Origin of the sequence: Spirosoma sp. KUDC1026, from assembly GCF_013375035.1 — a bacterium.
In the GTDB taxonomy this organism is placed as follows: domain Bacteria; phylum Bacteroidota; class Bacteroidia; order Cytophagales; family Spirosomataceae; genus Spirosoma.
In genome coordinates this window covers 4,492,076-4,513,924 of sequence record NZ_CP056032.1, presented here as the reverse complement: position 1 = coordinate 4,513,924, position 21,849 = coordinate 4,492,076, and the positions used below count along the sequence as shown (strand labels likewise).

Below are 21,849 nucleotides of genomic sequence, written 5' to 3'. Positions count from 1 at the left end.
TAATTTACTGAAAATTATGTTTACTGGTATTGTAGAAACGACGGGTATTGTAGCCGGCATTGAGCAGGAGGGAACGAACCTGACGTTCCGGATTGAATCGACGATGGCGCCCGAACTGAAAATAGATCAGAGTGTCAGTCACAACGGTGTCTGCCTGACCGTCACCAGTCTCGACGACAAAGGGTACACCGTGACGGCCGTTGACGAGACGCTGAAGAAAACGAATCTTGGTTTGTTACGCACTGGTGATCGGGTTAACCTGGAACGGTGTATGCCCGCAACGGGTCGGTTCGATGGCCATATTGTGCAGGGCCACGTGGACCAGACCGGCATCTGTACCAACATTGAAGACCTAAATGGAAGCTGGCTGTTTGACTTCCGATACGAGCCGGTTCCAGAAGGTGTCGACGAGAAGGATCGAAATATTACGGTCGAAAAAGGGTCCATTTGTATCAATGGTGTTAGTCTGACCGTTTTCAACTCGCGCGACGACAGTTTTCGGGTAACCATTATTCCGTACACGTACGAGCACACCAGTTTTAGCCAGTTGCAGGTAGGCGATATGGTTAATCTGGAATTCGATGTCGTTGGGAAGTATATCAAAAAAATGCTGGCCGGATATCGGTAAGCGCTCCCGATTCTGCTAATTTTGACCACAACCGGTCAGGTAGATCCCGTTTGGCGATCTAGTCGACCGGGCTGAGTCTGCACAGCAGGCAATTATATCCACCAGACAAAACCTGTTTTCAATTTTCGATTCGAATGGCTAAAATCAGCACCCGATCCTTTGCTGACCTGCTGATTCACCTGGGCCTTATCCTGGCGTTGCTGGCTGCTTTATTCCTGGCGTTTTTCTTTGTGTATCTGCCGTTCACAACCAACCATGGTCAGACCATTACGGTACCGGACGTGACCAAACTGAGTCTGGACGAGATGCAGAATATCCTGAACGATCGCGACCTGCGCTACGAGGTCAGCGACTGCACCTTTGTGGCCGGTGCCCTGCCGCTGACGATTGTGCAGCAGTATCCCCGCGCCAACATGAAAGTGAAGGAAGGGCGTAAGATCTACATCACGATCACCAAGCGGGTAGCCCCCATGGTGTCGATGCCGAAACTGACCGACCTGACCGACCGGAGTGCCGAACTGAATCTGCGCTCGCTGGGGCTGGAGATTGGCGAGCGGATTTACGTACCGGACGTAGCCAAAAACTCTGTACTGCGGCAACTGTATAACGGTAAGGAAATTATTCCGGGAACACCAGTGCCAAAAGGAGCAAAGATCGATCTGGAAGTGGGCGATGGCCTGGGAAATACAATGTTTGCGGTTCCTGACGTTGTAGGTAAGCCACTGGATGAAGCGAAGTTGACGATTCAGGGATCGAGCCTGAAAGTTGGCACGATTATTCCTGTTGATGATCCCGAAAAGGAAGTTGGTACGGTGGTTCGGCAACGACCCGAAGCCCGTGCCGGCGAACGGATCCGAGTGGGAGAAACAATGGATTTGTGGGTTGTGGGGCCGGTAGAGCCGAACTAAACCACCGCTTCCGGCACCAATAGTACATGGGCATCACGTTACGTAATCAATTTCTTCGGTCCGTTACCCGGCTGGTCGGCGGTTTACTGTTCATACTTGGAATAGTCCCCGCTGGATTGGCCCAGACTCCGCTGACCTTACCGTTTTTCGACGATTTTTCGACGGCAGCCGGGCAGCCAGGTATCGACAGGCCTGATGTCCGCCTGTGGCAGGCTGGGAGTGGCGTTTACATCAACAATACCATGGCTGTTAACCACCCAACGGTGGGCGTAGCGTCGTTCGACGGGTTACGCGGCAATGGACTCCCGTATGTGTTTAACAATCAGTTTGCGCAGGGCTACACCGACACCCTGGCCTCGCAGGCTATCAACATGGCGAGCCTGACGGCGGCTGACTCGGTCTACCTGAGTTTCTACTGGCAGATGCGCGGACTGGGGGAGTCGCCGGACCTGGGTGACTCGCTGACGGTACAGTTTCGCAACCAGGCTGGAAACTGGCAAACAGTCTGGCGCCAGGAGGGTGGTCGCCCCACCAATAATTTTACGCAGGTATTCATCCCGGTCCGGGCAGCGGCTTATTTTCATGGGCAGTTTGCCTTCCGATTCCGGGCCTACGGTCGCTCGTCGGGACCATTCGATACCTGGAACGTGGACTATGTATACCTGAACCGGGGCCGTACGCTGAACGATCGCTTTGTGCGCGACGTAGCTGTTCGTCAACCGCTAAGCCCGCTGCTAAAGCGGTACACGGCCATGCCGTTGACCCAGTATCTGGTCAACCCGGCGGCTGAAACGGCGGACTCGGTGACGACCGACATCAACAACCTATTCAATAATTTCAATTTCACTACGTACCGGTTCACCATTCGGGATGAAGTGTCGGGCGCAACAGTACAGGACGTCTCGCAGACGAACTCGGTCCTGATCGGGGCACTTAGCTCGCAGCGGAAAAGCCAGCAAGCGGTACCCGCTACAGGCCTGGGCGCACTACCACAGGCTCGGTTACGGTACAAATTTGACCTGCTTACGACCGATGACCAGAACCCGTCGATTCCGGGCGTCAATCTGCGTCGGAACGATACGTTGTCGGGATTAGCTAATTTGAGCGACTATTACGCGTATGACGATGGCACCTGGGAGTATGGCCTCCAGCTGGGGCCGGGCGAACGCTGGGCTGTTCGGTTCGTCACGAACAAGGCCGACGTTGTTTCCGGTGTTCGGGCGTGTCTGGTGCCGTTCCGTACCAATCAAACCGGTCAGACGTTCGTGCTGAGCGTGTACAACAGCCGCAACGGGCGGCCTAACTCCGTCGTTTACCAGCAGTCGTTTGCCATTACGTACCCACCATACCGGAACGCTTTTACCGATTTCAAATTTACCCGGAACGTATCGGTGCAGGATACGTTCTACATTGGTTATCAGCAGGTCAGCGTAAGCGACACAACCCTGTTGCGACTGGGCTTCGATAAAAATAGTCCGTTCGGCAATCAGATATTCTACAACGGCGGCAATACCTGGGAGCAAAACCAGCAGAACAGCAACGTCACCGCGCTGAATTTTCAGGGCGCGTTCATGCTGCGGCCTGTCATGGGTGGTCGGCCAGACACGGTCGTAACGGCGCTTCCTGAAGTGGAAACGCTGGCTCCGTTACGTGTGTACCCAAACCCAACTACAGGACTGGTCCACTGGGATAACGAAAACCTGAAACGGCTCGAAATTATCAGGCCAAGCGGGCAGATCCTGCGGGCGCTCGAACCAAGTCGCGGTCAGCAGATGTTAGACCTGAGTTACTTGCCCGACGGTTTGTATCTGCTTCGGCTGACGGACGACCGGCGCGTTGTAACGCAAAAACTAATCATTCAGCATTGACGCTGATTAAACCGAATTAAATAACCCAGGCCATGGACATTACAGTACAAGAGTTGAAAGAACGGCTCGACAAAGGCGAAAAACTGAATCTGATCGACGTACGCGAACCGAACGAGTACGAAGCCGACAACATCGGCGCTACGCTGATTCCGCTGGGTGACCTGCCGCACCGGATCGACGAGCTGGATGGCTTGCAGGATGAAGAAGTGATCGTGCATTGCCGGTCGGGGGCACGTAGCGCCCGGGCGCAGCAGTACCTCGAAGAGAACGGTTTCAACAACGTTCGTAACGTAACGGGCGGCATGCTGGCCTACCGCGCTCAGGAATAAATTGGCACCCCGACAGCGGTCTGGCATTAAGATGTCAGACCGCTGTCGGCTAAAATAGTATCGTCCTGCTGCGGGCTGTACCACCGGAAAGCTGCCTGATTCCGGAACCAGGTGAGTTGCCGTTTCGCGTACCGGCGCGAGTTGCGTTTCAGCAGCCGGACCATTTCCGCATAGTCATAGTCACCATCCAGGTACGGGAAAATCTCCTGATAACCAACCGTCTTGAGCGCCGACAGATCCCGGTACACGTTTAGCGAACGTGCTTCTTCGATCAATCCGTTGGCCAACATCCGATCCATGCGGGCATCAATCCGGGCATATAATTCATCGCGGGGGAGTTCCAGCGCAATCAGTTGAGCCTGGAAGGAACGTTCGACTGGCTGCTGCCGCCGAAACGACGAATAGGGCTGCCCGGTTGACAGACAAACTTCCAGCGCCCGCGTGACCCGGATGGGGTTTAGTAAATCAGCGGTTTGCGCATATACCGGATCGAGCTGACGTAACTCCTGCTGCAACTTTTGCAATCCCTCGGTTTGCAGCCGCTGAACTAGTTGCTCCCGTAGCGTGGGGTCAACTACGGGCATATCGTCCAGGCCGAAACAGACTGCCTGGATATACAAGCCGGTTCCACCGGATAAAATCACTACGTCCTTTTCCTGGAACAACTGCTCCAGAAGTGTCAGACATTCCCGCTCATACCGACCTGCATTTACCGGATCGGTGATGCTGTGCGAATCAATAAAATAGTGAGGAACTCCATTCATTTCGGCGGGGGATGGCTTCGCCGTACCGATGGTTAGTTCCCGGTAAAGCTGACGTGAATCGGCTGATACAACGGCCGTATCCAGCCGCGTGGCCAGCCTGACGCATAAATCCGTTTTGCCGACCGCTGTGGGGCCGGCAATAACAAGTAACGTTTTCAAATAGCAAAAAAAATAAGCCGTCAGCCTATCAAATTTGATTAGCCAGTCGGTAAAAATACAAAATTAGTGAGCGTCCTGGGTAGCTGAACCGTGAGGTAACGGTCTTTAAAGAAGATTCACGTTGCGGGAGATTATAAATTATAATTCGTGTTTTGAATTATTCTAAGTCGATCTGCTTATAAGCAGGCAATTTTTACGAAAATAAGGTGAATAAAGTTGCGTTCGCTTATCTACTGATTGGTAAGTAGTTAGGGGCGTTGAGTACTGGTTTTAGATGCTGGTACTAGCGTTGGTTGTCAGGAATACCAAACAAATTTATATTTTTGCCAAAATTGGTACAAAGACCTTTTAATCAAGGGGTTACATACCAAAAGGTTAGTAATCGCACTTAAACAAAATAAATAATTTACTGGCAGATGTTAAGTAACACCGATCAGTTGGCATTAAAAAAGACCCTTGATATTATTTGCGGCAAATGGAGATTGTATATCATTTTTCAATTGGGTTCACAAACACGGCGTTATGGTGAATTACGAAGATTGATCCCTGATATCAGCGAAAAAATTCTGATTCAGGAGTTAAAAGCGCTCATTGTATTGGGCGTACTCACCAAGAAATCATACAGCGAAGTTCCTCCACGGGTTGAATATAGTTTAACCGAAAAGGGACACCAGATTTTACCCGTTCTGCTGCAATTGAAAACTATCGGGGAAAAATTCGCCACTCCGGATGACGAAAATTAGTAGGCAATAAGCCCAACGAAACGGCCTGCTTTCTGATCAGAAAGCAGGCCGTTTCGTTGATTGGTAAACGTACTTTAGAATATCCGGAATCCGAGTGATACCGTAGCGATACCCAGAAAACCCTTGATATTTTTGTCTTTATAAACCCCGCCAACCGGTACGGCGTAGCGGGCATCAACATCCAGAAAGCTGAGGGGTGTGAAACCCACACCCAGCTCCAAAGCATACGTAAAGTCCTTAACCTCCAGGTTCTGCGCTTCGTAACGGTTCAGCAGATTGGTAGTACTGGTTGTAGCGGGAATGTCGGTAGCCGGAAACCCCACTGCAGCGTTCGCGTTAATCATGCCTGTGTTTACGCGTTTCGCCTGCGCTTTCTGCACGAAGATGAAGTTTGGCCCTACATAACCCCGCAGTTTACCATCCATCCATCGTTTTCCGATCAGAATAGGCACATCGATGGCTTCCAGCGATGACTCCGACGTAACGTTTAGGGTAGCGTTGACCAGTCCGGGCAGTACGGTAACGGGCAGGGCATTGGACAGCGCCGGGTTGGCGTTTACGTCCAGCGTAACGTTAGTCTTCTGCCTTAGCAAGAAGCGATTGTAGGTCACCTCGGCCTGAACGAAAAACGTATTGAAATTTTTCCGCGCCCAGAGACCACCTGAATAGCCATACCCGATGCCATTGCTCTTGTTATCCAGCTGGGGTACTTCCACGCTGCCAACGCGCTGGACCGGGATGGTGGTAAAACCATGGGTAAACGTTCCTCCGCCTTTGATTCCAAGTTCAATGGGACGGACAGAGGATTGCGCCATTGCGATCGACGAACTGATAAGAAAAAGCGCGGTTATAGAAAGCTGACGTTTATTCATGAGTGTAGCGTTATTGCAGCAGGACGCGACGGTAGTTGGCTGGATTGACCTGTGGAACAGTTGAACTGTATTTTGAATTAATGCCTTTGATGATCTCGTTGGCAATTAGAGCGTAACCCGCCGGAGTCAGGTGAATACCGTCCAGACTGAACGCTCCCCCCTGAATGTAAGCTGCTGTGTAGGTAATACCGTTCTGGACGTAGCCTCCTGACTGGGTGATCTGCTGGAAGATACTATTGATGTCCACAAAAGCGGCCCCTTTAGCGTCGGCCTGGCTTTTCATAATCGCGTTGAACTCGCCAATACGGGTATTCAGTGTCTGCACTTCGCTGGCATCGAGCACGAACCGATCCGGAACTGGATTAGCAGCACTCAGACCAACGCCCTGCGCAAGAAACGTATTGAAGAAAGGTGCTACCGAGAGCAGAAAATAATCGCCCGCCGTAGACAGACGAACGCCATTTTTTGTCTGAATAGCCAGACCAGTGCGCCCTTGTGATGCGACGAGCGCGTTGACCTGCGCTGTAACAGTAGTAAAGTAAGGAGCTTGGACGATGTTAGGAATGCTGACTACAACACCCTTCCGGCTTCCTTTTGTTAAGGTATCCATAGCCGCCGTAAAATTGGTCGTAAATAGCGCTGTTGAGGTCAGGCCGTTGCTGGTATTCTCGGCACCCATCCCCCCCGAAACGGCGTATAAAAGAGCATCGTTGTTGCCTAGCCAGCAGGAGAAAAAGGTAGCTCCGTTCAAATTGCTGCTAACGTACTGTAAGTAAGTAGCTGCTTTATTCGTGACGAGTCGCTCAAAATAAGGATTTCCCATCGACGAGCCATAACCGGCTGTTCGAATGTCTGCCACTTTGATAGCCGGTACGCCTAAATTCTGGTTGGCATCGGTAAATAGTGTGTAAAGTGGTGTTCCGTTGGAAGTCAACCCCCGAACGGCTAGCTGGGTTTTTGTTGTGTCGAAGGTGGGCAGGCTGGTGGCGCTGGCGGGCAACTTGCGCAGACGTATATAACCCGAGCCATTGGCCTGTGCTTCTGTAAACAGCGGCTGGATAAAATCACCGCCACCTACGGTCTTAAACTGTCCGGCCAGAATGTTAGGATAAGAGTTGAGCTGACTTTCCCGATACACCCCGCCGTCGGCATAGCCCGCGGTCAGGGAGTTGCCAACGGCCACGTAGCGGGTAAAATCAGCACTTCCTTTTGATGGCGTCCCGCCCGAACCCAGGCTTGGATCTATGTCATTATTCGTGCAGGCGGCAAATGCTGTCAGGAAGGTCAGCAAAGCTCCCCACCGGAATTGTAGCATGGATTGCATAAATATGAGATTGTAAAATAAGGTGATTAATTAGGAGAAATTTACGTAAATGTATAAGCTTTTGAAACAAGTCAAGCGAGTGAAAGCCGCAATAATTGACAATACAAGTCGATCCTGGTCAAACAATCGGTAGTTGTATTGGGTTTTTTTGTTTGGTTGCTGAAAAATGAAGCAGCGACTTGATTTTTACCACTAAAAATTCACGAGAACCAATGGGCGTATTATCGTTTTTTAAAGGAGTTGGCGAAAAGATTTTTGGAAAAGAGCAGGAAGCTGCCCCTGCAGATCCTGCTCAGGCCGAAAAAGTTGAACCGCTGCGGGCGCAGGCACTGCTTGATCACGTCAAGCAACTGGGTCTGGCTTACAAAACGCTGACGGTGAAGACAAAAGGCGATACGGTTATTCTGACGGGCTCGGTCAAAGCCCAGGAAGATGCCGAAAAAATTGCACTGGCAGTTGGCAACGTTGAAGGCGTCTCGTCGGTCGACAACCAGCTACAGGTAGAAGAGCCAACGCCGGAAGGAAAATACTATACCGTTAAGTCGGGAGATACGCTGTCCAAAATTTCGAAAGAAGTGTACGGCGATCCAATGAAATACGGTGTTATTTTCGAAGCTAACAAGCCGATGCTGAAAGATCCAGATCTCATCTATCCAGATCAGGTTCTGCGGATACCAACGCTGTAAATTCGGGGATGATCAGCTCACTAAAGGGCTGATTAACTGAAGGAATATGGCAGGTTGCTCGTTGAGCAGCCTGTTTTTTTGTGCCCGAAAAAGAAGGAATCTGGCTAATGGCTGATCTTTCCGAACATTCAGCCAACCCCCCGGTTTTATATATCTCAACGTATGAAAGAAGAGCATGGCACTCCACTTATTGTCCTACCTAAAAGAGCAGTTCACACCGGGCGTAATTGATCAACTCAGTGCGGAGCTGAATGAACAACCCGCCAGTACATTAAAAGCGGTCAATGGCGCGATTCCTACGCTGCTGGGCGCCCTGACCCGAAAAGTACAGTCGACCGGCGGAGCTATATCGACCATTTCATTTCTGGAAAAGGAAGACCTGGAAAAAACACCCCTAGATGTTGGTCAGGTAACCGATACGCACGAAGAAACCGCTGCTGCTGTGCAGGGCGACAAAGCCTTTCTGGACCACATTTTTGATGATAAGCTACACAGTACGACCGATCTGATTAGTACGTTCAGTGGTGTTAAAGCCGAATCGGCGCTAACCATTCTTGGCGTAGCGGGTTCGGTCCTGATGGGTGTACTCGGACGGCAGGAGCAGGAAAACGGCCTGACAGCCACCAGCCTTGAAACACTGTTGACTGGCCAGGCTAGTGAGTTCCGGAAAGCGGTGCCGAATGGATTGGAAGGGGTGGCTAGTCTGCTGGGTTTCAATGATCTGGTTACGCCCGCTGGGCCACAAACCGAAGTACAGGGGACAGATAATTTCAGCGGTACGCCACTAAATCCCAATATTCCGAAAAGCGCTGAGGGCGACCGTCGCCGTGAGAATGTGCGCTGGCTACGCTGGGCTATGTTTGCGATTCTGGCGTTAATTCTGGCCCTGCTCGTGCAGAAATGCCGTGAGAATCAAAATAGCATCGACGGCGTCAGTACGGATTCCACCCGCCGGGTCGAATCAAATGCGTCTGAAGCCAATTCGCCCGCTACGCAGGAAAGTATCGAAGAATCACACGGGCAGACCGACAATTCGAGCGTACCCGGCCCACTGGGTATCCGCGATTCGACGAAGCAGAATGAAGAGCGGTAGGGGAATAGAAAAAAGATAAAAGATGTAAGAAGACAGGCAAAACCGTCAGACTGCTTGCTGTGTCAATGGTAATACCTAATCTGAATTGTTCAACTCAAAAGCAACGTTTATGAAACGCAATGTAAATCAGTACCTCCGTACAGGGTACCTCCGCACCGGGCTGGCCGCTAGCTTATTAATGGGCTCCAGCTTTTTGTTCTGGGATTGTTCTGGTGAGAAAAAAGAGTCTGAGACGGAAAGCAGCAGTGCTATGACCGATACCTCATCAACTATGTCCGGACCAATGGGGCGGGAGAAAGACACACTCTATTCGTCGTCCCCTGATGCTCCCCAGCAGGCCCCCCCGGATAGTGCTTCAGCGCGGGGTATGACAACGGTACCGGCAGAAGTGCAGGTGAAAAAACCATAATTGCTGATTCAGCCTCATCCATCAGGTTTGTAGCATCAGCGAATCGATTGGCATTGGTTATATTGCCGATTGATTCGCTGATGCTTTTTTCTGATCTTTATGTTTGCTGACGCCATTGACCGCGTTGACCCGTTTACCCGTCCCATTCATTCCATCGTTCGTCTGTTTGGGCACAATGAAATAGTACCCGGTACCGCTACACTTTTCTTTATTAACCAGGAAGGCTGTGCCATTACCTGTCGCCACGTAGCAGAACTAATTACCCAGACTGAAGCTATCCATAAAAATCATCGGAAGTTTCAGGGCGAACGCCGGGGGGTCGAGCGGCTGCCCGACGCGTCGAAACGTATCGCCGAACTGGAGAAAAAATATAACCTGCGCCCCGACTCGGTAATTCGTATCCGGAACAACTTTGTGGGCTGCGTGGATCAGTTCAGGGAATTAACCATTGATATGCATCCCACGCAGGACCTGGCCTTATTACGTTTCAAAGGATACAATCGACTACTCTACCAGTCGCACGCCGTTTTTCTAAAAGATACAAGCCGGGTAAAAGCGGGTCGAAGTCTTTGCCGGCTTGGCTATCCATTCCCGGAGTTTACCAACTTCCGTTACGATACCTGGTCGGATGATATTGAATGGACTACGGCTGGACGTAGCGCGTCGCCCCGTTTCCCGATCGACGGTATCATTACGCGCATGCTGAGCGAAAACGACATGATAACCAGCATTGAAATGAGTACCCCCGGCCTGCGGGGCCAGAGCGGAGGTCCCTTATTCGATACAAATGGCGTGATTTATGGCATGCAGTCGGCAACGCGTCATCTGCATCTTGGATTTGATATTGAGGACCGCGAAGTACTCGTCAATGGGCGTAAAAGCCGGGTCTCAAACTACCCGTTTCTGAACGTAGGCCAGTGTATTCATGTCGACATCATCAAAGCGTTTCTGCGGGAAAAAGGCGTTACGTTTCACGAAGAGTAAGCCAACGCAGAGTGCCGAAAAGACAATGCATGACCAATAGAAAGGCGTTGGCTGTATCTTTGGGCGGCCAACGCCTTTTTTATGTCACAACCCGTCACTCCAGCCGTGCGTCAGACTCAGCTTACCGCCGATGCCCTGGATTTGCTTAAGCGCCTGATTGCTACACCATCATTCAGCCGGGAAGAAACCCAGACAGCCCGTCTGATCGAAGATTTTTTTCAGCAGCGGTCAATTCCATTTGAGCGGCTGAAAAACAACATCTGGGCGAAAAACCAGCATTTCGATCCGGCGAAACCGACAATTCTTCTCAATTCGCACCACGATACGGTCAAACCGAATACCTCGTGGACGCTTGATCCGTTTACTCCGCTCGAGCAGGACGATAAGCTGTTTGGGCTGGGCAGCAACGACGCGGGCGGGTGTCTGGTGTCGCTGATGGCTACATTTGCCTATTTCTACGATCGGCCGGACATGGCGTACAACATCGTTATGGCGGCCAGTGCTGAGGAAGAAATCTCGGGTCGCGACGGGCTGGAGCTGTTATTACCCGATCTGCCACCTGTCAGTTTTGCTATTGTGGGCGAGCCTACCGAAATGCAGCTGGCCATCGCCGAGAAGGGGTTATTGGTGCTGGATTGTGTTGCGCATGGTGTCAGCGGTCATGCCGCCCGCGACGAAGGTGAAAACGCCATCTACAAAGCAATAAAAGACATCAACTGGCTGTCGACCTACCAGTTTCCGAACGTATCGCCGACGCTGGGACCCATCAAACTGTCGGTAACGATCATCAACGCCGGTACTCAGCACAACGTAGTGCCGGACAAATGCCAGTTTACGGTTGATGTTCGGGTGACGGAACAATACACCCTTGAAGAGGTAATTGCCATCATCCGGGAAAATATCGAATCGGAAGTAACTGCCCGGTCGGTTCGGCTGACCCCCTCATCCATTCCCGCCGATCACCCGATTGTGCAGGCCGGACTGGCGCTGGGCCGTACGACCTATGGATCACCAACAACATCCGACCAGGCAGTGCTGAGCTGTCCCTCACTGAAATGTGGACCGGGTCATTCGAGTCGGTCGCACTCGGCGAACGAGTTTATCTACCTGCGTGAGATTGGCGAAGGCGTTGACGGCTACATCCGGATGCTGGAACAGGTTATCTAGCTTCAGCGGGCGTTTCGCTTTGGAGCCAGACGGAGCCGTTGCTGAATTGGACGCCCTTTCGGCCAAATAAATACCTGCCGGGACACATTGCCCGCCTGCTCGCCTTTGGTGAATTAACCAGAGTGCCTACTTTTGTCCTGGCGACCGGAAGTTCGTTTCGGTACCACTTTTACGACTAAGCCCATGTTTAACCGCTTTCGTTTACTGGGGCTGGCTGGCCTGCTGGCAATCAGCCAGGTGCACGCCCAGCCCAAACCAACGGCCCGTCAACTCAACTGGCAGCAACTCGAAACGACCGCTTTTCTGCACTTCACGGTCAATACCTATACCGACAAAGAATGGGGCGACGGTACTGAAAGCCCGGCTATTTTTAATCCAACCAAGCTCGACGCCCGGCAGTGGATCAAATCGCTGAAAGACGCTGGGTTCAAACTGGCGATCATTACGGCCAAACACCACGACGGCTTCTGTCTCTGGCCAACCAAGTTCACGGAGCACTCGGTCAAAAATAGTCCGTGGAAAGACGGCAAAGGGGACGTCGTGCGCGAAGTGGCCGATGCCTGTAAGGAGTTTGGGCTGAAATTTGGCGTGTATCTTTCTCCCTGGGACCGGCACGAACCCCGTTACGGTACGGCTTCGTACAACGAGTATTACAAAGGCCAGCTCCGCGAACTGCTGACCAACTATGGCCCGATTGCGGAGGTCTGGTTCGACGGCGCCAAAGGCGAAAATGCCAAGGACATGACCTACGATTTTGCCGGTTACTGGGCGCTGGTCCGCCAGTTACAGCCCAATGCGGTTATGTTCTCCGACGCTGGACCGGACGTACGCTGGGTTGGTAATGAAGCCGGTAACGCGGGCGAAACCTGCTGGTCGACGATCAATACCGAAGGGCTGGCTCCCGGCAAAGCCGACCCGAAATATCTGAACCGGGGCGATGCGAACGGAAAACAGTGGGTTCCGGCCGAAACCGACGTGTCGATCCGGCCGGGCTGGTTTTATCATGCCGCCGAAGACTCAAAAGTGCGTTCCGGCCAGAACCTGGTGAATCTGTACTACCAGTCGGTTGGGCGCAATAGTCTGCTGCTGCTGAACGTACCACCCAACCGGGATGGGCTCTTCGCTGATTCGGACGTTGCCAGCCTGCGCGAATTCCGTAGTATTCTGGATGAAACCTTCAAGAAAAATCTGATTGCCAGGCAGCCGAAACTGACGGATAAAAAACTGGCGACGGCGGTGAGCGTAGCGGCCAATCAGCCGTTGACGCTGGACCTGACTGGAACGCAGACGGTCGACCGGATGTCGATTCAGGAAAACATTGAGAACGGGCAGCACATTGCCAGCGGCCGCGTGGAATACTGGGCCGACGGCGCCTGGAAAGAACTGGCTACCTTTACGACGGTTGGTTATAAGCGGTTGCTGCGTTTTCCGACCATCACTACCAGCCGACTTCGGGTAACGGTGACGGAAGCCAACGGCCCGGTGCAATTGGCCGAAGTCGGGGCTTACAAGGCGTCGAGCCGCGAACAATAAACATCACTCAACTTTATCAAAAACGGGCAAACCCGTCACTCGCTTATGCTATACCCACTCACATTCGAGACTATTTTCAAAGACAAAATCTGGGGCGGCCAGAAGATACATACCATTCTGGGTAAGGACTTTCCTACCGGTCCGGATGGACCATTGCCAAACTGCGGAGAAACCTGGGAGGTGTCGGATGTTGAAGGCAACGTATCCGTCGTAAAAGAAGGTGGCCTGCAGGGTAAATCGCTGCGGGAACTGGTCGAACAGTACAAAGGCGAACTGGTGGGTGAGCATGTGTTCGAAAAATACGGTACCCGTTTTCCGCTGCTGGTGAAGTTTATCGACGCCAACGATGACCTGTCCATTCAGGTTCATCCCAATGATGAGTTGGCTGAGAAACGGGGGAGCGGCTACGGTAAAACGGAAATGTGGTACATCATGCAGGCCGATGAAGGCGCGAAGCTGAACTCAGGTTTCAATCGTGAGGTCACGAAAGACGAGTACGTCAAAGCCGTTGCCGACAATACCATCCAAGACCTGCTCAACATCGAGCCGGCCAAACCGGGCGACGTTTTCTTCCTGCCGGCGGGCCGGGTGCACTACATCGGTAAGGGACTGCTGCTGGCCGAAATCCAGCAAACGTCTGATACGACCTACCGGATTTACGACTTCGACCGGGTTGACCAGACTACGGGTCAGAAACGTGAGCTACATACTGATCTGGCCGTCGACGCGATCGACTATCACCATTATGACCAGTACAAAACGGAATACCCCAAAGAAATCAACCGGAGCGTCAACACCGTTACGAGCGACTACTTCGTTACCAACGTACTGAATTTCGATCAGGAGGTGATGCACGATTATACGCACCTGGATTCGTTTGTTATCCTGATCTGTGTCGACGGAGCGCTGACGATTCAGGCAGAAGGCGGCTACAACGTACCGCTGAAAATGGGCCAGTGCGCCCTGCTTCCCGCATCGACCACCTCGGTAACCCTGGTGCCGGACGGCGCGATGACGGTGCTGGAAACCTACGTACCTTAATTCAAAGAATGCCCCCAGCGTTCGATAGACAAGGGCTGGGGGCTTTAGTGTATACCAACATGAACCTAAACCTAGACGGAAAAATTATTCTGGTTACGGGCGGTGCTAAAGGGATCGGAGCAGGCATCTGCACGGTTCTGGCCGCCGAAAAAGCCATCCCGGTCATTATCGGCCGTAACGACTCAGACAACCAGCAGGCTGTTAGTCAGATTCGTGAAAATGGGGGCGAAGCTTACTCGTTTGTTGCCGAACTGTCTGATCCGGAGCAGTGTCGCCTGGCTGTTGAGAACGTAAAAAAGCAATTCGGCCGCATCGACGGACTGGTCAACAATGCGGGCGTGAACGATGGGGTAGGACTGGAGAATGGTACGTACGAAGGCTTTATAGCGTCGCTGCAAAAGAACCTGGTGCATTACTACCTCATGGTGCACCACGCCTTACCGTTGCTGAAAGAATCGAAAGGGCCCATTGTTAACATCGGCTCGAAAGTCGCCGAAACGGGGCAGGGAAACACGTCAGCCTATGCGGCTGCCAATGGGGGACGTAACGCGCTAACCCGCGAGTGGGCTGTTGAACTGCTACCCTACCAAATTCGGGTGAACTGCGTCATCGTAGCCGAAAGCTGGACTCCGCTCTATGCCGACTGGATAAAAACGCTGCCCAATCCGGACGAAAAGCTGAAGCAGATCGTCGCCAAGATTCCGCTGGAAAAACGAATGACCACCACGGAGGAGATTGCCAACATGGTTGTCTTTCTATTGTCAGACAAGTCAAGCCATACCACCGGTCAGCTGATCCACGTGGACGGCGGCTACACCCACCTGGACCGGGCCATTACGGACTGATTTGGCTGCTTCAGCCGACGTACTTTTATTGTTTTTAATCCCTTACCTGCCAACTCATGGCTTTACCAACGCCAACCAATCCGCCCAAGGTGACTGCCACCGGCGGAAATTACAAGATTGCTTTTGCTCTTGTTACCAGCTTATTCTTTCTGTGGGGACTAGCCAACAGCCTGAATGGGTCGCTGATCAAACAATTCCAGATCGCCCTGGACCTGAATCGTTTTCAGGCGGGGATTGTCGATTTTGCGTTTTATCTGGGTTACTTTTTCATGGCGCTACCTGCTGGCTACGTCATGCGGAAGTTTGGCTACAAACGTGGTATTATTCTCGGCCTGATTCTGTACGGTGGTGGTGCTCTGCTGTTCTATCCGGCGGCCGAAGCGCGGGTATACAGCTTCTTTCTGGTCGCGCTGTTTACGATGGCCTGCGGCATTGCCTGTCTGGAAACGGCCGCTAATCTGTACGTGACGGTACTGGGAGATCCAAATAAGTCGGAATGGCGTCTGAACTTTTCGCAGTCGTTCAACGGAATCAGTATCATCCTTGGCCCCATCATTGGCGCACTATTCATCTTCTCGAAAACGGAATACACGCCCGAAATGCTGTCCGCTATGGCTCCCGCTCAGGCCGAAGCGATCCGGGTGCAGGAGGCTTTATCCGTGCAGGGACCTTACCTGGTGATTGGTCTGGTCATTGCCGTCGTAACGCTGCTGTTTGCGTTCACAAAAATGCCCGAAGTAGGCGCTGAGGAAGAACAGGCCGCGGGAACAATCACGATTCCGAGCCTGTTCCGGCACCGGCATCTGGTACTGGGAATTTTTGCCCAGTTTGCCAACGTAGGGGCGCAGGCCGTGTTGTGGGGTTATTTTGTGGACTTTAAACTGGATTTTTCCCGCGATCAGCATTGGGGACTGGCTGAAGGCTACATGTACCTGATTAACTCGCTGACAGGTGGCCAGCTGGAACTGACACCAACGCAGATTGCTGGTTTCCACGCATCGTTCGCTCTGGTATTGCTAATGGTAGGTCGCCTGGTAGGTACGTCGCTTATGTCGCGCTACCGGCCGAACGTTATTCTGTCGGTATTCTCGGCGGGTGCCGTGGCGATGGTGGCAGTCGCAATCGCCATGGGCGGTCTAACGGCCGTTATTGCGCTGAGCTTTACGTACTTCTTCCAGTCGATTATGTTTCCGACCATCTTCGCTCTGGCGGTACGCGGTCTGGGTGCTGAGTCTAAACTGGCGTCGTCGCTGATTATCATGAGTATCGTGGGAGGAGCCCTGATGCCACTGGTGGCGGGTATGCTGTTTGCGCAGGGTGTTGTGTATGCTCTGATCGTACCGCTCGTGTGCTTCAGTTATATTACGTTCTACGCCATGAACGGCTATAAAACCAACTCGACAGGTCTGGATTCATCGGGCGTACCCGCCGAAGTCGCTCCGTAAGTATGCGCTACTGTCTTGCTCTTGATTTGGTCGACGATCCGGCGCTGATCGCCGAATACGAAGCCTACCACCAGCAGATCTGGCCCGAAATTGACGCCAGTATCCGGGGGGCGGGTGTAATTGATATGGCGATTTACCGCGCCGGTAACCGCCTGTTCATGATTATGGAAACCGACGATGAAACGTTCTCTTTCGAGAAGAAAGCCGAATCTGATGCGGCCAATCCGAAGGTGCAGGAATGGGAAGCGCTGATGTGGAAATACCAGCAGGCGTTACCTGTAGCCAAACCGGGCGAAAAATGGTTGCTGATGGATAAAATCTTTCAGTTGTAGCACGAAGTTTAGAAGCGGTGGGGAGGAAGAAACTACCCCACCGCTTTGTTACGTTAGTAGGAAAGGGACGCTACTAGTCCCGACAAACTATGAATGTCGCTTTATTCATTCCCTGTTACGTCGATCAGTTCTATCCGCAGGTAGGCATTGCTACGATGCGGCTGCTGGAAAAAGTAGGTGTGCAGGCGACGTTCCCGATGGAACAAACCTGCTGCGGTCAGCCAATGGCTAACGCGGGCTGCGAACGGGACTCAATTCCCGTTTACCAGAACTACGTCCGAACCTTTGCTGATTACGACTACATCGTGGCCCCTTCGGGAAGTTGCGTGTACCACGTTCGTAAGCACTTCGATATTATTGAGCAAACGCCCGCGGTCAAGCACGTCCGCGAACGAACGTTTGAACTGGTGCAGTTCCTGACAGACGTTGTAGGAGTAACTGAACTGGAAGCTGAGTTTCCGTACCGGGTGGGTATTCATCAGAGCTGCCACGGGCTGCGGGGCTTGCGGCTGGCCAGTGATTCTGAAATGTCACCCGTCCGGGATGGGAAACTGAACCAACTGCTTCGGCAGGTGAAGGGGTTGGAGCTGGTGGATTTAAAGCGTTACGACGAATGCTGTGGCTTCGGTGGTGCGTTCTGCGTATCGGAAGCCGCTGTGTCTGCCCGGATGGGTCAGGATCGCGTGCAGGATCACGTACAAAGTGGCGCCCAAGTAATCACTGGGGGCGACATGTCCTGCCTGATGCATATGGAAGGTATTGTCCGGCGGCAGAAGTTGCCCGTACGTGTCATGCATGTAGCCGAAATTCTGACGGGTAGTTCGATGTAATCATGCCCAACCTCTACATACTGGCCGGGCCAAATGGAGCCGGAAAAACGACGGCTGCCTACACGCTGTTGCCGGAAGTACTGGGAGTGGTGGAGTTTGTGAATGCCGATGAGATTGCCCGGGGACTATCGCCCTTTAATGTGGAGTCTGTTGCATTTGAAGCAGGCCGCCTGATGCTGCAACGTATCGATCAGCTACTCGACAAACAGGTTGATTTTGCTTTTGAAACAACACTGTCAACGCGCTCGTACGTTCAGACGATCAAGCGAGCGCAGCAGGCTGGGTATTCGGTAAAATTGTATTATTTCTGGCTACCTTCGGCTGATATGTCAAAGGAACGGGTAGCCAGACGAGTCGCACGTGGTGGGCACAACATCCCGACTGAAGTAATTGAACGACGTTATAGTCGTAGTATAAAAAACTTGGTTCAGCTCTATCAGCCAATTTGCACACACTTTACCGTGTTTGATAATAGTGGAACCGTTGCTCAAAGGGTAGCTTCTGGTGGAATGTATACTGAGATAGAAGTGTTTATTGAAGATAGTTGGGTCCGAATTTTAGCCTATGGAAACTAACGAAAAGAAGCCAATGCCAAGTGACGAAGAAGTCTTAGCGGGTATTCGTCGAGCGGTACAAAAAGTAGTTGATCAGGCCAAACGCGATGATGACGAGTTAGTAATTGCCGATAAAGAGGGGAGACCAATTCGAATCAAAGCCAGAGATTTATAATTATGACCCACGCTCAGGCTGCCGACCGATTTACGGCTGATATTGACCGGACTACCTGGCACGACGAAACCCTATGGTTTGTCCGCCAGAAGCGGGATCGTATGGCGTACCAACTCCCCGAATGGGAACAGCTGCGGGAACTGGCCTCACAGATTAAGAACCACGCGCTGAGTCGGTTGGACGAATACCTCGAAGAGTTCGAGAAAAACGCCCAGGCGAATGGGGTGAAAGTTCACTGGGCTGCTGACGCGCGGGAGCACAACCAGATTGTGCTGGATATTTTGCGGCAGCACGGTGCCAAACGACTGGTGAAAAGCAAGTCGATGCTGACGGAAGAATGTCACCTGAACCCCTTTCTGGAGCAAAATGGCGTCGAGGTGGTTGATACGGATTTGGGCGAGCGAATTATCCAGTTGAATGAAGAAACGCCCAGTCATATCGTACTACCAGCTATTCATCTGAAGAAAGAAGACGTCGGCGATATCTTTCATAAACACCTGGGCACGCCGGCTGGCGAAAGCAACCCGCAGTTCCTAACGGAGTCGGCGCGGCAGCATTTGCGTCGGCACTTTGTTGCGGCCGATGCGGCCCTGTCAGGGGTGAACTTTGCCATTGCCGAAACGGGTGGATTTGTCGTCTGTACCAACGAAGGCAATGCTGACCTAGGCGTTACGCTGGCGCCGGTGCACATTGCCAGTATGGGTATTGAGAAGATCATTCCGAAGCTGGAACACCTAGGCGTATACACCCGCCTGCTGGCCCGTTCGGCTACGGGGCAGTTGTCAACCACGTATACCAGTCATTTTCATAAACCCCGACCGGGCCAGGAACTGCACATTGTCATCGTCGATAACGGACGCACAACGCAGTTGGGGCGCCCTGATTTTCGGGCATCGCTGAAGTGCATTCGCTGTGGAGCCTGTATGAACACCTGCCCGGTCTACCGGCGTAGTGGCGGGCACAGTTACAACTATACCGTGCCCGGACCCATTGGCTCGATCCTGTCGCCGAACGTCGATCTGAGGAAACACAGCACGTTACCCTTTGCCAGTACGCTCTGCGGTTCCTGCTCCGATGTATGTCCCGTCAAGATTGATATTCACGTTCAGCTCTACAAGTGGCGGCAGATCATTGGTGAGCAGAAGGAAATGCCCGCTGGCAAACGAGTGGGCATGAAGGCGCTGGCGAGAGTCTTGGCGCGACCAAAACTGTACGCCCGGCTGGGGAAAGCAGCCCGGCGCGTGCTGGCAGCTACCCCTTACGCGCTAAGCCACAACGGTACAATCAATCCCTGGGCTATCGCGCGGGAGCTACCTGAACCCCCCAAACAGAGCTTCCGGGAGTGGTACGCGGCTAACGCAAAATAGTATTGACTATAAAGAAAGCTTGGCTAAAAAGTCAGGCTTTCTTTTTTATGTTGAATGACAAGTAAACTTTACAGTAAGTCGCCTTTGCTTTACGTTTCAAATCAAAACACACGAAAAGCACATGAATGCAAAATGGCTATTTCCGCACCGTTTCCGGCTGATCGGCTGGATTATCTTTGTTCCATTACTTTTACTTGGACTTGCTAACAGATACGCTGACTTCAGAATCAGGCAGCTTAATGTAAGTAGCTGGCTACTATTCGGAGAAATAGGCAATAACTTGACTGATGAGTTCGCGGGTGTTGGCGTAATCGTAGGGTTATTACTAATCGCTTTTTCGAAGGAAAAAGTGGAGGATGAAATGATTAGCCGCATACGGCTAGAAGCGCTACAATGGAGTGTGTATGCTAACTATTTATTACTGGCAATCGCTATGTTGACAGTGTATAATGGAGCATTTCTCGAAGTAATGGTCTACAATATGTTTACAGTATTGTTAGTGTTCATCGGTCGGTTCCGATGGCTGTTGTACCGGCATACCAACGCAATGCTGACCTTATGAAGAATCGCCTGAAAGTGTGTCGGGCGGAACTCAATCTGTCGCAGGCCGAACTGGCCGACCGGATTGGCGTGAGTCGACAAACCATTAATTCGATTGAAGCGAACCGATACGTTCCGTCTACGGTGCTGGCGCTGAAAATGTCGCGGGTTTTTGCCCTTCCCGTCGAGCAACTTTTTCAACTGGAAGAGGGCGATTGATAGAGTTAGCTTTTGGTAGGAACTGCGGGCAATATAAAGTGCAGACAGATGTAACGCTTTTCCTGTTTTTGTTCTGTTGGTAGAGTACATTTAGCCATTGCAAACCACCGTACTATGGCTATTGAGAGTATCTTTATCAATCCATTTACCGACTATGGGTTTAAGCGATTATTCGGCACAGAAGCGAACAAAGACCTGCTGATTGATTTCCTGAACCAGTTTTTGCCAGATCAACACCAGATTGCTGACTTACGTTACGCCCGGAACGAACAGCTAGGGGCAAACGAAATGGATCGAAAAGCCGTTTTCGATGTGTATTGCGTCAGCCACACGGGCGACCGGTTCATTGTCGAATTACAGAAAGCGCAGCAATTGTATTTCAAGGACCGAAGTATCTTTTATGCTTCCTTCCCGATTCAGGAACAGGGACAGACCGGTAACTGGGATTTCAAGCTGACTGCGGTTTATACCGTGGCCATACTGAATTTTGTTCTGGCCGAAAACGGAGATGCGCCGGATGTAGTGTCAATCGTACAGTTAAAAGATCAACATGGCCGCTTGTTTTACGACAAGCTGACGTTTGTGTATCTGGAAATGCCCAAGTTCACCAAATCACTCAGCGAGCTGGAAACAAAGGCCGACAAATGGCAGTATTTGTTCAATAACCTGAGTCGATTACAGGAAAGACCAACGCAGATGGAAGAGCCTATTTTTCAACGACTATTCGAAGCCGCCGAGGTTGCCAACTTCAGCAAAGCCGAGCGGGAACGGTATGAACAGAGCCTGAAATCATACCGTGATCTGCAGAACGTACTCAGTTTCACCGAAATGAAAGCACTCGAAAAAGGTGACCAACGAGGCTTTGAACGGGGAATACAACAAGGGATGCGGGAGGGAGAAGAGATCGGCAAAAAAGAACAAGCTGTTCGGATCGCCCGGAATGCCCTGGCTAATGGCTTGTCTATTGAGCTGGTCGCTACGTTGACGGGCCTTTCCGAAGATGAAATTCGCCAATTAACTTCCAATAAATAAGC

Annotated in this window: 25 protein-coding genes; 22 read left to right on the top strand and 3 right to left on the bottom strand. The window is 51.9% G+C overall.

The features are described from left to right. Positions 1 to 16: 16 nt before the first annotated feature. The 4 genes from HU175_RS18985 (at position 17) to HU175_RS18970 (ending at position 3,733) form a co-directional block, all read left to right on the top strand. Positions 17 to 628, top strand: a complete 612-nt coding sequence (locus HU175_RS18985) for a riboflavin synthase (RefSeq protein ID WP_176568075.1) — start codon at positions 17 to 19, stop codon at positions 626 to 628. Positions 629 to 762: 134 nt separating this feature from the next. Beyond that, the gene (locus HU175_RS18980) at positions 763 to 1,536 is read left to right on the top strand and encodes a PASTA domain-containing protein (RefSeq protein WP_176568074.1); all 774 of its coding nucleotides are present in this window, start codon (positions 763 to 765) and stop codon (positions 1,534 to 1,536) included. A 26-nt stretch (positions 1,537 to 1,562) separates the two neighbouring features. After that, complete coding sequence (locus tag HU175_RS18975) at positions 1,563 to 3,404, top strand: T9SS type A sorting domain-containing protein (protein ID WP_176568073.1); 1,842 nt, start codon at positions 1,563 to 1,565, stop codon at positions 3,402 to 3,404. A gap of 32 nt (positions 3,405 to 3,436) precedes the next feature. Then, positions 3,437 to 3,733: a rhodanese-like domain-containing protein gene (locus tag HU175_RS18970; protein ID WP_176568072.1), complete on the top strand. Its 297-nt coding sequence runs from the start codon at positions 3,437 to 3,439 to the stop codon at positions 3,731 to 3,733. Positions 3,734 to 3,759: 26 nt separating this feature from the next. Here the strand turns inward: HU175_RS18970 and miaA are convergent, their stop codons facing one another. After that, on the bottom strand, positions 3,760 to 4,656 hold the full coding sequence (gene miaA / locus HU175_RS18965; RefSeq protein ID WP_176568071.1) for a tRNA (adenosine(37)-N6)-dimethylallyltransferase MiaA: 897 nt from the start codon (positions 4,654 to 4,656) through the stop codon (positions 3,760 to 3,762). 416 nt (positions 4,657 to 5,072) lie between these two features. On the opposite strand from miaA, the gene HU175_RS18960 reads away from it, so the two are divergent. Then, entirely contained in the window at positions 5,073 to 5,399 is a 327-nt protein-coding gene (locus HU175_RS18960) for a winged helix-turn-helix transcriptional regulator (protein WP_176568070.1), read from the top strand. Positions 5,400 to 5,473: 74 nt separating this feature from the next. On the opposite strand, the gene HU175_RS18955 is transcribed toward HU175_RS18960, so the two are convergent. Further along, complete coding sequence (locus HU175_RS18955) at positions 5,474 to 6,271, bottom strand: outer membrane beta-barrel protein (protein WP_176568069.1); 798 nt, start codon at positions 6,269 to 6,271, stop codon at positions 5,474 to 5,476. A 10-nt stretch (positions 6,272 to 6,281) separates the two neighbouring features. Further along, positions 6,282 to 7,595, bottom strand: a complete 1,314-nt coding sequence (locus HU175_RS18950) for an SGNH/GDSL hydrolase family protein (RefSeq protein ID WP_176568068.1) — start codon at positions 7,593 to 7,595, stop codon at positions 6,282 to 6,284. Between the two features lie 212 nt (positions 7,596 to 7,807). Between HU175_RS18950 and lysM the strand changes: the two genes are divergently transcribed. The 17 genes from lysM to HU175_RS18865 all read left to right on the top strand — a co-directional run bounded on the left by lysM (position 7,808) and on the right by HU175_RS18865 (position 21,847). Beyond that, positions 7,808 to 8,281: a peptidoglycan-binding protein LysM gene (lysM, locus tag HU175_RS18945; protein WP_176568067.1), complete on the top strand. Its 474-nt coding sequence runs from the start codon at positions 7,808 to 7,810 to the stop codon at positions 8,279 to 8,281. 175 nt (positions 8,282 to 8,456) lie between these two features. Continuing rightward, positions 8,457 to 9,374 carry a DUF937 domain-containing protein gene (locus HU175_RS18940; protein WP_176568066.1) on the top strand — a complete coding sequence of 306 codons (918 nt, stop codon included), beginning with the start codon at positions 8,457 to 8,459 and terminating at the stop codon, positions 9,372 to 9,374. Positions 9,375 to 9,483: 109 nt separating this feature from the next. Next, complete coding sequence (locus HU175_RS18935) at positions 9,484 to 9,783, top strand: hypothetical protein (RefSeq protein ID WP_176568065.1); 300 nt, start codon at positions 9,484 to 9,486, stop codon at positions 9,781 to 9,783. Between the two features lie 99 nt (positions 9,784 to 9,882). Next, complete coding sequence (locus tag HU175_RS18930) at positions 9,883 to 10,767, top strand: serine protease (protein WP_176568064.1); 885 nt, start codon at positions 9,883 to 9,885, stop codon at positions 10,765 to 10,767. Between the two features lie 81 nt (positions 10,768 to 10,848). Further along, positions 10,849 to 11,934, top strand: coding sequence for a M20 family metallo-hydrolase (locus HU175_RS18925; RefSeq protein WP_176568063.1), 1,086 nt, complete (start codon positions 10,849 to 10,851; stop codon positions 11,932 to 11,934). Positions 11,935 to 12,117: 183 nt separating this feature from the next. Next, positions 12,118 to 13,467 carry an alpha-L-fucosidase gene (locus HU175_RS18920; protein ID WP_176568062.1) on the top strand — a complete coding sequence of 450 codons (1,350 nt, stop codon included), beginning with the start codon at positions 12,118 to 12,120 and terminating at the stop codon, positions 13,465 to 13,467. Positions 13,468 to 13,512: 45 nt separating this feature from the next. Then, positions 13,513 to 14,508, top strand: a complete 996-nt coding sequence (locus HU175_RS18915) for a type I phosphomannose isomerase catalytic subunit (RefSeq protein ID WP_176568061.1) — start codon at positions 13,513 to 13,515, stop codon at positions 14,506 to 14,508. A 59-nt stretch (positions 14,509 to 14,567) separates the two neighbouring features. Then, positions 14,568 to 15,353 carry an SDR family oxidoreductase gene (locus HU175_RS18910; RefSeq protein ID WP_176568060.1) on the top strand — a complete coding sequence of 262 codons (786 nt, stop codon included), beginning with the start codon at positions 14,568 to 14,570 and terminating at the stop codon, positions 15,351 to 15,353. Positions 15,354 to 15,409: 56 nt separating this feature from the next. Further along, on the top strand, positions 15,410 to 16,798 hold the full coding sequence (fucP, locus tag HU175_RS18905) for an L-fucose:H+ symporter permease (RefSeq protein WP_176568059.1): 1,389 nt from the start codon (positions 15,410 to 15,412) through the stop codon (positions 16,796 to 16,798). Between the two features lie 2 nt (positions 16,799 to 16,800). Further along, positions 16,801 to 17,130, top strand: coding sequence for an L-rhamnose mutarotase (locus HU175_RS18900; RefSeq protein WP_176568058.1), 330 nt, complete (start codon positions 16,801 to 16,803; stop codon positions 17,128 to 17,130). A gap of 89 nt (positions 17,131 to 17,219) precedes the next feature. Next, positions 17,220 to 17,960: a (Fe-S)-binding protein gene (locus HU175_RS18895; RefSeq protein WP_176568057.1), complete on the top strand. Its 741-nt coding sequence runs from the start codon at positions 17,220 to 17,222 to the stop codon at positions 17,958 to 17,960. A gap of 2 nt (positions 17,961 to 17,962) precedes the next feature. Further along, positions 17,963 to 18,535 carry a zeta toxin family protein gene (locus tag HU175_RS18890; RefSeq protein WP_176568056.1) on the top strand — a complete coding sequence of 191 codons (573 nt, stop codon included), beginning with the start codon at positions 17,963 to 17,965 and terminating at the stop codon, positions 18,533 to 18,535. Next, complete coding sequence (locus HU175_RS18885) at positions 18,525 to 18,689, top strand: hypothetical protein (RefSeq protein ID WP_176568055.1); 165 nt, start codon at positions 18,525 to 18,527, stop codon at positions 18,687 to 18,689. The genes HU175_RS18890 and HU175_RS18885 overlap by 11 nt, the downstream gene beginning before the upstream one ends. A 2-nt stretch (positions 18,690 to 18,691) precedes the next feature. Next, positions 18,692 to 20,056 (top strand): lactate utilization protein B, encoded by a 1,365-nt coding sequence (locus HU175_RS18880; RefSeq protein ID WP_176568054.1) that lies wholly within the window; start codon positions 18,692 to 18,694, stop codon positions 20,054 to 20,056. A gap of 121 nt (positions 20,057 to 20,177) precedes the next feature. Next, a complete protein-coding gene (locus tag HU175_RS18875; RefSeq protein ID WP_176568053.1) occupies positions 20,178 to 20,618 on the top strand; it encodes a hypothetical protein in 441 nt (146 codons plus the stop codon). Further along, on the top strand, positions 20,615 to 20,815 hold the full coding sequence (locus HU175_RS18870; protein WP_176568052.1) for a helix-turn-helix transcriptional regulator: 201 nt from the start codon (positions 20,615 to 20,617) through the stop codon (positions 20,813 to 20,815). The genes HU175_RS18875 and HU175_RS18870 overlap by 4 nt, the downstream gene beginning before the upstream one ends. Before the next feature lie 114 nt (positions 20,816 to 20,929). Beyond that, on the top strand, positions 20,930 to 21,847 hold the full coding sequence (locus HU175_RS18865; protein WP_176568051.1) for an Rpn family recombination-promoting nuclease/putative transposase: 918 nt from the start codon (positions 20,930 to 20,932) through the stop codon (positions 21,845 to 21,847). Positions 21,848 to 21,849: the final 2 nt, after the last annotated feature.

Excerpts from the sequence above, each read along its gene's own strand:
- HU175_RS18985 (WP_176568075.1), top strand. The coding sequence starts at position 17 with ATGTTTACTGGTATTGTAGAAACGACGGGTATTGTAGCCGGCATTGAG.
- HU175_RS18980 (WP_176568074.1), top strand. The coding sequence starts at position 763 with ATGGCTAAAATCAGCACCCGATCCTTTGCTGACCTGCTGATTCACCTG.
- HU175_RS18975 (WP_176568073.1), top strand. The coding sequence starts at position 1,563 with ATGGGCATCACGTTACGTAATCAATTTCTTCGGTCCGTTACCCGGCTG.
- HU175_RS18970 (WP_176568072.1), top strand. The coding sequence starts at position 3,437 with ATGGACATTACAGTACAAGAGTTGAAAGAACGGCTCGACAAAGGCGAA.
- HU175_RS18960 (WP_176568070.1), top strand. The coding sequence starts at position 5,073 with ATGTTAAGTAACACCGATCAGTTGGCATTAAAAAAGACCCTTGATATT.
- HU175_RS18955 (WP_176568069.1), bottom strand. The coding sequence starts at position 6,271 with ATGAATAAACGTCAGCTTTCTATAACCGCGCTTTTTCTTATCAGTTCG.
- HU175_RS18950 (WP_176568068.1), bottom strand. The coding sequence starts at position 7,595 with ATGCAATCCATGCTACAATTCCGGTGGGGAGCTTTGCTGACCTTCCTG.
- lysM (WP_176568067.1), top strand. The coding sequence starts at position 7,808 with ATGGGCGTATTATCGTTTTTTAAAGGAGTTGGCGAAAAGATTTTTGGA.
- HU175_RS18940 (WP_176568066.1), top strand. The coding sequence starts at position 8,457 with ATGGCACTCCACTTATTGTCCTACCTAAAAGAGCAGTTCACACCGGGC.
- HU175_RS18935 (WP_176568065.1), top strand. The coding sequence starts at position 9,484 with ATGAAACGCAATGTAAATCAGTACCTCCGTACAGGGTACCTCCGCACC.
- HU175_RS18930 (WP_176568064.1), top strand. The coding sequence starts at position 9,883 with ATGTTTGCTGACGCCATTGACCGCGTTGACCCGTTTACCCGTCCCATT.
- HU175_RS18925 (WP_176568063.1), top strand. The coding sequence starts at position 10,849 with ATGTCACAACCCGTCACTCCAGCCGTGCGTCAGACTCAGCTTACCGCC.
- HU175_RS18920 (WP_176568062.1), top strand. The coding sequence starts at position 12,118 with ATGTTTAACCGCTTTCGTTTACTGGGGCTGGCTGGCCTGCTGGCAATC.
- HU175_RS18915 (WP_176568061.1), top strand. The coding sequence starts at position 13,513 with ATGCTATACCCACTCACATTCGAGACTATTTTCAAAGACAAAATCTGG.
- HU175_RS18910 (WP_176568060.1), top strand. The coding sequence starts at position 14,568 with ATGAACCTAAACCTAGACGGAAAAATTATTCTGGTTACGGGCGGTGCT.
- fucP (WP_176568059.1), top strand. The coding sequence starts at position 15,410 with ATGGCTTTACCAACGCCAACCAATCCGCCCAAGGTGACTGCCACCGGC.
- HU175_RS18900 (WP_176568058.1), top strand. The coding sequence starts at position 16,801 with ATGCGCTACTGTCTTGCTCTTGATTTGGTCGACGATCCGGCGCTGATC.
- HU175_RS18895 (WP_176568057.1), top strand. The coding sequence starts at position 17,220 with ATGAATGTCGCTTTATTCATTCCCTGTTACGTCGATCAGTTCTATCCG.
- HU175_RS18890 (WP_176568056.1), top strand. The coding sequence starts at position 17,963 with ATGCCCAACCTCTACATACTGGCCGGGCCAAATGGAGCCGGAAAAACG.
- HU175_RS18885 (WP_176568055.1), top strand. The coding sequence starts at position 18,525 with ATGGAAACTAACGAAAAGAAGCCAATGCCAAGTGACGAAGAAGTCTTA.
- HU175_RS18880 (WP_176568054.1), top strand. The coding sequence starts at position 18,692 with ATGACCCACGCTCAGGCTGCCGACCGATTTACGGCTGATATTGACCGG.
- HU175_RS18875 (WP_176568053.1), top strand. The coding sequence starts at position 20,178 with ATGAATGCAAAATGGCTATTTCCGCACCGTTTCCGGCTGATCGGCTGG.
- HU175_RS18870 (WP_176568052.1), top strand. The coding sequence starts at position 20,615 with ATGAAGAATCGCCTGAAAGTGTGTCGGGCGGAACTCAATCTGTCGCAG.
- HU175_RS18865 (WP_176568051.1), top strand. The coding sequence starts at position 20,930 with ATGGCTATTGAGAGTATCTTTATCAATCCATTTACCGACTATGGGTTT.